The organism is Inhella sp. (assembly GCF_041912635.1).
Taxonomy (GTDB): Bacteria; Pseudomonadota; Gammaproteobacteria; order Burkholderiales; family Burkholderiaceae_C; genus Inhella.
Map to the genome: position 1 here is coordinate 39272 of NZ_JAYRMO010000037.1, position 10279 is coordinate 49550.

The following is a 10279-nucleotide window of genomic DNA, read 5'->3' on the forward strand; positions in this document are numbered from 1 at the left end:
GGGCCTTGTGGGCCGGGGTGCAACGGGGCGTGACTGTGCGGAGCGCGGGCGCTTCTGGCTTGAGGCGGCTCGGCGCGCGCGGGCCCGAAATCGGCACAGTGGCCGAACGGCGAAGTCAGGCCGTCTTCAAGCCGCGGCGAACTTGCGCCACAGGCCTTGCCGATCGCTCACCTGCAGGCGCTGGTAGAGCGAGCGGCTCAGGGTCTTGAGCGTCGATTCGGCCACGCCCAATTGGCGCGCGATGGCTTCTACGCTTGCACTGCCCAGCAGCGCCTGGGCCACCTGCAGCTCGCGCCGGCTCAGGCCCGCCTGGCGCGCCAGCGTCAGCAGCTTCAGATCGGGGTGGCTCAGGCGGTCCCACTCCACCGCCACCCAAGGGCGGGTGGTGCCCAGGGCACCGAGTGGGCGCAGGCGCAGGCGGTAGCGGCCCTCGCGCAAGCTGAAGTCGAACTCGGCGGCATCGGCCGCTGGTTCCAGCCGGCCCAGGGCCTGCTGCAGGCGGGCCTGGAAATCTGCGCCCGCCGGGCTGGCCTCCAGCAAGGCCAGCAGGCGGCGGCCGCGCGCACAGGCCTGCAGCAGCCGGCCGTCGGCGTCCAGCACCATCAGTGCGGCACCGGGCTGCACCAGGGCCGGCGTGGGCGGGCCCGGTTCGCGTGCCAGCAGCCCGCCCAGCGCGCCGTGCAGGCGTTCGGCCTGGCGCAGGTCGGCCGGCGCGAAGCGCCCCTTGTGCGGGCCACTGGCGCTGCGCACGCAGCTGACGATGGCGCGCAGCCCCGGCTGCCAGTAGGGCAGGCTCAGCACCGCGCCCAGGCCCAGCGGGCGCACCACGGTGTCGTACACCTCGCGGCCGCGCAGCGCCTGCTCATCTAGGCTGTAGACCTGGCGCGTCCGCAGGCGCTGCAGCGCGATACGGCGGTGCACCGCCTGGGCGTGCCGGTTGTCGGCCACATAGGCCTCGATGGCCTCGGCATTCCAGCCCGGGTCGGCATAGAACTCGTTCATGCCGGCCTGCTCGTCGTACCAATGCACCACCAGCGAATCCAGGCCGATGCAGCGGTCCAGATGCTGCTGCAGCTCTCGCATCAGGTCGGGCAGGGGCAACTGCAACGCATCCAGGCGCTGGAATTCCAGAAGGGGACGGGCGGCTTGGACCACCCGCCGATTATGGAAAGCCCCCGCCCGCGGCGGCGCTGCACTCCTCCCTAGGGGGGAGGCAACTGCGGCCGCCGCGGCATAGTCTGTGGCCATGTCTACCCAATCCCGCAAGCCGCCGCGCGGCACCGCCCTCCTGGCCTGTGTGCTCGTCTGCACCGGCCTGAGCCTGCTTGGCCTGCCCGATGCGGCACGCGCCCAGAACCCCTACGACCCGGCCGTGCGCCAGGCCGCGCAGCGCCAGGCCCTGAGCGCGCTCGCCGGCTTCGAGGGCGAGTGGCGCGGCACCGCCCGCACCCTGATGCCCAACGGCCAGTGGCTGGAGCTGACGCAGACCGAACGCTTCGGCCCGATGCTCGACGGCAGCTTGCGCGTGGTGGAAGGCCGCGGCTACGACGCCGAGGGCAAGCTGCGCTTCAACGCCTTCGGCACCATTTCCTGGCGCCCGCAGACGCAGAGCTACGGCTTCTATTCCTACGCCATGGGCTTCGAGGGCGACCACCCCTTCGAGGTGCGGCCCGATGGCTTTGTGTGGAGCACGGCTGCCGGCCCGAACGCGCGCCTGCGCTACACCGCCACGCTGAAGGACGGAGTGTGGACGGAGATCGGTGAGCGCATCGCCGAAGGCCAGGAGCCGCGCAAGGTCTACGAGATGACAGTTCGCCGCATCGGCCCCAGCAGCTGGCCGGCCGGCGGGGCGGTGGCGCCGCAATAGGCGCGTGGGCGAACGCACAGCTTGAACTGCATCAAAGACCCGCGCCGGCAGAAACCCTAGGCTCGCGGTCCGCTTGTTTCCGGACCTGAGCCATGACTGCCTTTGCCTCCTTGGACCTGGCGCGCGCGCGCGCCGGTCTGCGCGCCCTCAGCCTGGCCGGGCGTGAGCTCCTGCCCATCGTGCAGGGCGGCATGGGGGTGGGCGTCTCGGCCCACCGCCTGGCCGGCGCCGTGGCCGCGCAGGGCGGCGTGGGCACCATCTCCTCGGTGGACTTGCGCCGCCACCACCCCGACCTGATGGCGCGCAGCGAAGGCCTGCCGGAGAACGAAACCAAGAAGGCCGTCATCCAGGCCGCCAACCAGGAAGCGCTGGCGCGCGAGATCCAGGCCGCGCGTGAAATTGCCAAGGGCGCTGGCCTGGTGGCCGTGAACGTGATGCGCGCCGTCAGCGACTACGCCGCCTCGATCAAGACCGCGCTGGAAAACGGCATCGACGCCGTGGTGGTGGGCGCCGGCCTGCCGCTCGATCTGCCCGGCCTGGCCAAGGAGCACCCCAAGACCGCGCTCATTCCGATCTTGAGCGACGCCCGCGGCGTGGCCCTGGTGCTGAAGAAGTGGGAGCGCCAGCAGCGCCTGCCTGATGCCATCGTCATCGAGCACCCCGGCCATGCCGCCGGCCACCTGGGCGCCGCCAAGATCGCCGACGTCAACGACGCCCGCTTCGAGTTCGAAACCGTGCTGCCGGCCGTGCGCCAGCTGCTGCGCGATGCCGGCGTCGAAGGCCGTGTGCCCTTGATCGCCGCCGGCGGCATCCGCCGCTGCGAAGACATCCAGCGCGTGCAGGCCCTGGGCGCCGACGCCGCCCAACTCGGCACCGCCTTCGTCGCCACCGAGGAGTGCGATGCCGACATCGAGTTCAAGCGCGTGCTGGCCGGCGCGCGTGAAGAAGACCTGGTCGAGATCACCAGCGTGGCCGGCCTGCCGGCGCGCGCCGTGCTCACCCCCTGGCTGAAGAAGTACCTCGGCGCCGAGGCCCGTCTGCAGGCCGTGGCCCAGGTCAAGAGCCGCTGCACCCTGGCCTTTGACTGCCTGCAGCAATGCGGCCTGCGCGACGGCATGAAGGGCTGGGGCCAGTTCTGTATTGACCAACGCCTGGCCGCCGCGCTGCGCGGCGACACCCGCGGCGGCCTGTTCTTCCGCGGCCGCGGCGGCATGCCCTTTGGCGAGCACATCACCAGCGTGCGCCAGCTGATGGAGCGCCTGCTCACCCCCGGCATCGCTTTGGGCACCGCCCCCGGAGCCTGAGAGGCTGAGCCCGCCACCGTGGCCACTTTCCCCCTGCACATGCAGGCCCCGCCGCCGATGCCGCCCGCCCCACCGCAGAGCGGCGGCTGGCGCCTGGCGCGCCTGCTCACTGCACCGCACCGCCTCGGCTTCTTCAGCGCCGCGGTGTGGCTGGCGCTGAGCGCCCTGTGGTGGGGCGCGGTGCTGCTGGCACGCGCCTGCGGGCTCGAGCCGCCCTGGGCGGTGGCGCCGGCGCAGGCGCATGGCCTGCTGCTGGCCTTGAGCTTCATGCCGCTCTTCATCGTCGGCTTTCTGTTCACCGCCGGCCCGCGCTGGCTGGCCCAGCCCGAGGTGGACGCACGCGGTCTGCTGCCCGGCGTGCTGGCGCTCGCAGGCGGCTGGCTGCTCGCCCTGCCGGGCTTCCATTTCAGCGCCGCCCTGGCCGCCGCCGGCGTGGCCCTGGCGGCCAGCGGCTGGGCGCTGCTGCTGCGCCGCTACCTGCACATCCTGCGCGCCAGCCAGGTGGCCGACCGCCTGCATGCGCAGATCGTGGCCGGCGCCGCGGCCTACGGCCTGCTGGCCATGGCCCTGGCCGCCTTCGCACTCTGGCAGGGCCAGGCCGCGCTGCTGGGCGCAGCCATTCAGCTGGCGCTGTGGGGCTTTCTGGCGCCGGTGTTCACCGCCGTCTCGCACCGCATGCTGCCCTTCTTCACCCAGGCCGTGCTGCCGGCGCTGGAAGCCTGGCGGCCCGAGTGGCTGCTGGTGGCCATGCTGAGCGCGCTGGGCGCCACCGCGCTGGCCGGCTTTGCCGCGGCGCTGTGGGGCCCGCTGCCCGCCCTGCTGCTGGCTGCATTGGCGATGCTGCAGGCTGCCGCCGCCGCGCTGCTGCTGTGGCTGGCCGTGCGCTGGGGCCTGCTGCACAGCCTGCGCGGCAAAGGCCTGCGCCTGCTGGCCATGCTGCATGGCGGCTTTGTGTGGCTGGGCCTGGCCTTTGCACTGGCGGCCGCTTCGAACGCGCTGCAGGCCCTGGGCCATGCGGGCCTGGGCCTGGCCCCGCTGCATGCGCTCACCATGGGCTATCTGGGCTGCACGCTGATCGCCATGATCACCCGCGTCAGCGCCGGCCACAGCGGCCGTCCGCTGGCGGTGGATGGCCCGGCCTGGGCGCTCTACCTGCTGCTGCAGGCGGCGGTGCTGGCCCGTGTGCTGGCGGCCCTGTGGCCCGCGCAGGCCACGCCGCTCACGCTGGCGGCCATTGGCGGCTGGGCGCTGGCCTGTGTGGGCTGGGCGCTGCGCTATGGCAGTTGGCTCGGCCGCCCGCGGGCGGATGGGCGAGAAGGCTGAGACCGGACCGAGGACCGTCCTGAGAGCTGACCGACGCCCGCTGAGGAAGCGCCGCCCCCTCCCAGCATCAGGCCGGTGGAGCGCCAGCCTGTCCTACTTGCAAGCCGCCGCCCCCCGCCACCCCACCAGCCCCAGCGCCACCACGCAGAACGCCGCCCCGGCATGGAAGGTCGCCCCCGGCCCCAGCCGGTCCCACAGCAGCCCGGCCAGCGCGCTGGCCAGCAGCAGGGCCACCCCGCTCACCAGGTTGAAGAAGCCAAACGCCGTGCCGCGCAAGTCGGCCGGGGCCTCGCCCGCCACCATGGCGGCCAGCAGGCCCTGCGTCATGCCCATGTGCACGCCCCACAGCACCACGCCGGCCAGCACGCCCAGCCAGTGGCTGGCCGTGGCCAGCACCAGGTCCGCCGCCATCAGCACCAGCAGGCCGGCGGCCAGCAGCCCGCGGTGGCTCACCCGGTCCGACAGCCGCCCGAACGGGTAGGCCGAGGCCGCGTACACCAGGTTCATCGCCACCATCACCAGCGGCACCAGGGCCAGGGCGATGCCGCTCTGCTCGGCCTTCAGCACCAGAAAGGCCTCGCTGAATCGCGCCAGCGTGAACACCGCACCCAAAGCCACCACCCACCAGTAGCCGCTTCCGAGCTGGCGCAGGCGCTCGCGGCGAATCGGGTTGACACGCGGCGCGCCCGCCTGCCGTGTGGGCTCGCGGATGCCGAACAGCAGCAGCGCCACCGCCAGCAGGCCCGGAATCACCGCCACCCAGAACACGGCGCGGAAGTCGTTGGCCCACAGCAGCATCAGGCCCACCGCCAGCAGCGGTCCCAGAAAGGCCCCCACCGTGTCCAGCGCCTGCCGCAGCCCGAAGGCCGCGCCGCGCAGCGCGGGCGGTGCCAGGTCGGCCACCAGGGCGTCGCGCGGGGCACCACGCACGCCCTTGCCGATGCGGTCGAGCAGGCGCGCCGTCAGCACCCAAGCCATGCCGGGCGCCAACGCGAACAGCGGCTTCGTCAACGCACCCAACGCATAGCCGAACAGGGCCAGGCCCTTGCGCCGGCCCAGGTAGTCGCTCAGGGCGCCGGAGAACACCTTGACGATCAAGGCCGTGGCCTCGGCCAGGCCTTCGATCAGCCCCACCACCAGCGCGCTGGCGCCCAGCGAGCCCACCAGGAAGAGCGGCAGCAGGCTGTGGATCATCTCGGAGGAGATGTCCATCAGCAGGCTGACGAAGCCGAGGACCCAGATGGCGGTGGGGAGGCGCGGGGGGTGCGGAGGGGCGGGGCCGGGTGCGGGGGCGGTGGGGGGTGAGGCCATCAGGCGAGCGTAGGGGCTGGCGTGGGTTCGACGTGCTGCGGCACGTGCCAATACCTTGAGTGCGTCAATTTCCTTCTGCAGATCGAGGTGCCAGCCAAGACAGCGAGGCTATGAGCCGCATTGCCGCGCCATGGTGGGGGGATCGATCACGGCGCCGCTGTTGTCCTTGTTTGTGGTGCCAGCGGCTGCCATGTTGACAAAGAGGCGAGGGGTGCGGGAGTAAGGAGGGGTGCTTTAAATTGTTGGCAAACCTTATCGGCTAAGGAAAATGGCTGCAAACAAGATGCGTTGATGCCGGCACTCGGTGCGCGCACCACCAGAAGACAAATAGGGAGGGAGAAGACATGTCAATTTCAGAAGGCTCGGCGGACCTTGCCGGCTCTACGGCAACCAATGGCTGGTTAAACCTCAGCGGGCTGGCCTACGGCCGCATAGAGTCCCCGTTCGACTCGGATTGGTTTGTGACCTATTTGGTGGCGGGTTACCGCTACCAGTTCGGGATGTTGGGCTCCTCGATGGATGCCTACCTTGCCCTTCGTAACTCGACTGGCCAGTTGGTTGCATCGGCGGACTCGTGGGGCGTCAATGGCAGCGAGTGGGTGACGTTCACACCAACCGTCAGCGGCGTCTACTACGTGGATGCCCAATCCAGTTGGCGAGCCTTCGGCAGCGCCGCAGTTGGCGCCTACTCGGTGCTGATGATTTCCAACGGCACTGACGACTACGAAGCCACAACATCGACTACCAGCACGCTTGTAGTTGGCGGGTCGAAGGGCGGAACGCTTGAATTACCCGCTGACGCCGACTTCCACGGAGCCAATCTCGTGGAGGGGAAGGCATACCGAGTGCAACTTTCCGGTCCACTGGCCAATGGGTACCTTGCGGTTTATGACCAGTACGGCACCCGCATTGGGTCAGGCGGCGTCGGCCAGTTGGAGTTCACGCCAGGCTGGTCCGGCAAGTTCTTTTTCGAGGTCTCTGGCAATCGATTGGCCGATTGGGGTGCCTACACACTGTCCTTGCGGGAACTGCCCAACCTCAGCGCTGAGTCGATGTACGTCATCGAAGGTGCTGCCGGGGCCACCACGAGCTTGAAGTTCAGCTTTCGCCTGTCCCAGCCCAGCAGCGATGCCGTCACCTTCACCTTTGCGACGAAGGACGGGACTGCGGTGGCGGGGTTTGACTATCAGGCCGTATCCCGCAGTGTGACGATTCCCGCAGGCGCTTCCTCGGCGGAAGTTCAGGTACCCGTCTTTGGGAATGCCTACTTTGAGCCCAGCCGCGTGTTCGACGTGCAGGTCAGCGCTGTGACTGGGGCGGCGTACCAAGGCAGGTTGTTCGGTGAGATCCGCGACGACGACACGCCTGAGGGCATCAGCCTGCCTATTGACCCCTACGCAGCCTGGCAGTGGCACCTGTACACAGTGCGTGCCCATTGGGCATGGCAGCTGGCCACGGGCAAGGGCGTCAAGATCGGGGTGCTCGACCAAGGTGTTGACCGCGCCAACCCGGATCTGGCGCGTAACACAAGCTTGGCACTGGGTGTGAACGCCAGCAACCTCAGTGCAGGCGGCGCGCCGCTCGCCAGCACCGATAACCACGGCACGAGCGTGGCTGGAGTGATTGGGGCTGCCCGGGATGGCAATGGTGTGGTTGGCGTGGCCTACGACTCCACGATCGTTCCCATTTACTCGCCGCTGCGGTTCGGCCAGCAGTACATCACGGAGATCACGAACGCCTTTAGGTACGCCCAAAGCTTGGACGTGCTGAACAACTCGTGGGGCTTCGGTAATTTGCTGCAAACGGACACCAATTGGGCCTTCCTGGACGATGCAAAGTCTCCAACGTTTGCCCCGGCCTTCGCAGCTCTGAAGGACCTGGCCACCGTTGGCCGAAAGGGCCTCGGAACGGTGGTGGTGCAGTCGGCGGGGAATTCGTTCAGCGTGGGTGACGACACCAATCTGCACAACTTCCAGAACAGCCGCTATGTGGTCACTGTCGGGGCTACGGATGCGTTTGGCCGAGCCTCGAGTTTTTCGACGACAGGTGCCTCGGTTTTGGTCTCGGCGCCGGGTGGTGCGGGCAATCAAAGCTGGGGCAGCATCTTGACGACTGATCGCTCAAACTCGGCGGGTTACAGCAATACCGACCTGGCCTGGATTGACGGCACATCGTTCTCGGCGCCCATCGTTTCCGGCATCGTCGGGATGATGCTCGAGGTGAACCCAGGTCTTGGGTATCGGGACGTGCAGCAGATCCTGGCCATGACTGCGCGCCAGACCAACGTAGGCGTGGGCGAATGGAAGTCAAACGGAGCTACCAACTGGAACGGCGGGGGCATGCACTTCAACGCCCTAACGCACGCGACTGGCTTCGGACAGGTCGACGCACTGGCCGCCGTGCGCCTGGCCGCGGCCTGGGATCAGCCGGCACAGACCAGCGCCAATGTCAAGGAGGTCAGTGCTCGCAAGGATGTGCGCGAAGCCATCCCTGACGGCACAGGCCTGAGTTACAGCCAATTGCAGATCAGTGAGCAGATGCTGGTGGAGCGCGTGGACGTGACAGTGAACATCCAACACAGCTTCATCGGCGACTTGGCGATCATCCTGACCTCTCCGGCCGGGACGAGCAGCTTCCTCATGTACCGTCCCTCACAGGGCGCGCTGGGTGCTTACGGCTCTTCCCAAGACGACGTTCGTTTTACCTTCGACACGGTGCTGAACTGGGGCGAGTCGTCGGTAGGAAGCTGGAGCATTGGGGTCTTCGACATAGAACGGGGTGAGGTCGGCACCTTCCTCGACTGGGGCATCACGCTGATCGGCCGGCCTGACACGACCAACGATGTCTACGTCTACACGAACGAATATCCGGATGTCGTGGCTCGCGATCCTGCGCGAGGAGTCCTGCGGGACAGCGATGGCGGCTTGGAAACGATCAACTTTGGTGCGCTCGGGTTGGACAGCCGAGTCGACCTTTCTGGCCGTACCGCTTCGAACCTCAATGGCGCACCCTTTGCGGTCTCGGCCGGCGTTCGCGTCGGGACGGTTATCGCAGGCACTGGAGACGACGCGCTGATCGCGGGCACCCTTCCGGTCACCTTCAGGGGCGGTCTGGGTGATGACTATCTCGGAGGAGGTCCAGGTGGCGATGTGCTGGTGGGCGGCGATGGTGCCGACCTGATGACGGGTGGAAGCGGTGACGATTGGCTCGAACCCGGTCGGGGCAACGACGTTCTCCAAGGAAACGATGGACTCGATCGGATCCGGTTTGAAGGCCTGAAGGGCTCCTATCGCCTGGTGAAGCAGCCGAACCGCCCTGCGACGGAGTACTCGATCACGGCGCCAGATGGGTCAGTCGACGTTTTTTCGACTGTCGAGCGATTGGTGTTCTCAGATTTGTCTGTAGCCCTCGATCTGCAGGGTGCAGCAGGTGGTGCGGCCCGGCTTATCGGCGCGCTGTTCGGCCCTGAACAACTCGCAGCGGAGCGGGTCGTAGGCAAATGGCTGGCCCTACTGGACGGCGGCGCTAGCCTGAGCCAGGCGGTCGCGCAGGCCGTGGCGAGTGCAGAGTTCCTGGCCGCAGCGGGCTCAACCTCGAACCGCGACTTCGTCAACCTTGTCTACCGGAATGTGGTGGGCGTGTTGCCTGGGCCGGGTGAACTTGCTCACTTCGTGGGGTTGCTCGACCGCGGCGAGTACACGCAGGCTTCTCTGGCCCTGATGGCGGTCGAACTGGATCTGACTGCTCAGCGAGTTGACTTGGTTGGACTGACGGGTACTGGATTGGAGTACGTCGCTGGATAGGTGTGGAGCGCGTCAGCGCGGGTCTGAAGGTGGGGAGCGCTTCCTCGCGCTTCAGGCCTTAGACATGGCGCCCCTCTTCCCAACCTCCCTCACCCCCTCCGCCAACCGCCTCACCCCCACCTCAATCCGCTCCGGCTCCAGCAAGGCGTACCCCATCACCAAGCCCGCCGGCCGCTCCCGCGCCGCCGCTGGGCTGTCCGGGTGGAAGTAAGGCCCCAGCGGGTACACGCGCACGCCGCGCGCCAGCGCGGCGGCCGCCAGGGCTGGCTCTTGGCGGGCCTGCAGGCCGTTCAGCCACAGCACCAGATGCAGGCCGCTGGCGGTGCCTTGCAGTTCCGCCTGGTCGCCCAGATGCCGCTGCAGCGCCTCCACCAGCGCGCGCTGGCGGGCCTGCTGCAGGCGCCGCAGGCGGCGCACGTGGCGGCTGTAGCTGCCGTCCTCCAGCAGGCGCGCCAGGGCGCGCTGCGCGCCGGTGGCGGCATGGCGGTCGCTCAGGCGCTTGGCGTGGGCGAAGGGCTGCACCAGCGCGGGCGGCAGCACCAGATAGTCGACCCTGAAAAACCCATCTCCGGCCTCGTTCTCATAGGAGCGCAGATGCCGTGAGCGGGCCAATGCCGATGGCGCGGGTTGCAAGAAATCAATCCAATGGACTTTGATTTCTTGCAAATTCG

General features: G+C 68.5%; 6 protein-coding genes and 1 pseudogene. 4 read left to right on the forward strand and 3 right to left on the reverse strand.

Going from position 1 to position 10279, the window contains the following annotated elements:
- Nucleotides 1-126: 126 nt before the first annotated feature.
- On the reverse strand, nucleotides 127-1155 hold the full coding sequence (locus tag ACE3QP_RS18590) for a LuxR C-terminal-related transcriptional regulator (RefSeq protein WP_374438096.1): 1029 nt from the start codon (nucleotides 1153-1155) through the stop codon (nucleotides 127-129).
- Between the two features lie 91 nt (nucleotides 1156-1246).
- On the opposite strand from ACE3QP_RS18590, the gene ACE3QP_RS18595 reads away from it, so the two are divergent.
- From ACE3QP_RS18595 to ACE3QP_RS18605, 3 genes are all read left to right on the forward strand, one after another.
- The gene (locus tag ACE3QP_RS18595; RefSeq protein ID WP_374438098.1) at nucleotides 1247-1867 is read left to right on the forward strand and encodes a DUF1579 domain-containing protein; all 621 of its coding nucleotides are present in this window, start codon (nucleotides 1247-1249) and stop codon (nucleotides 1865-1867) included.
- A gap of 92 nt (nucleotides 1868-1959) precedes the next feature.
- Nucleotides 1960-3171, forward strand: a complete 1212-nt coding sequence (locus tag ACE3QP_RS18600; protein WP_374438100.1) for an NAD(P)H-dependent flavin oxidoreductase — start codon at nucleotides 1960-1962, stop codon at nucleotides 3169-3171.
- An 18-nt stretch (nucleotides 3172-3189) separates the two neighbouring features.
- Nucleotides 3190-4494 carry an NnrS family protein gene (locus ACE3QP_RS18605; RefSeq protein WP_374438101.1) on the forward strand — a complete coding sequence of 435 codons (1305 nt, stop codon included), beginning with the start codon at nucleotides 3190-3192 and terminating at the stop codon, nucleotides 4492-4494.
- A gap of 93 nt (nucleotides 4495-4587) precedes the next feature.
- On the opposite strand, the gene ACE3QP_RS18610 is transcribed toward ACE3QP_RS18605, so the two are convergent.
- Entirely contained in the window at nucleotides 4588-5805 is a 1218-nt protein-coding gene (locus ACE3QP_RS18610) for an MFS transporter (protein ID WP_374438103.1), read from the reverse strand.
- 344 nt (nucleotides 5806-6149) lie between these two features.
- On the opposite strand from ACE3QP_RS18610, the gene ACE3QP_RS18615 reads away from it, so the two are divergent.
- Complete coding sequence (locus tag ACE3QP_RS18615) at nucleotides 6150-9608, forward strand: S8 family serine peptidase (protein ID WP_374438105.1); 3459 nt, start codon at nucleotides 6150-6152, stop codon at nucleotides 9606-9608.
- Between the two features lie 51 nt (nucleotides 9609-9659).
- On the opposite strand, the pseudogene ACE3QP_RS18620 reads toward ACE3QP_RS18615, so the two are convergent.
- A pseudogene (locus ACE3QP_RS18620) lies at nucleotides 9660-10279 on the reverse strand (hypothetical protein); the annotation flags it as partial.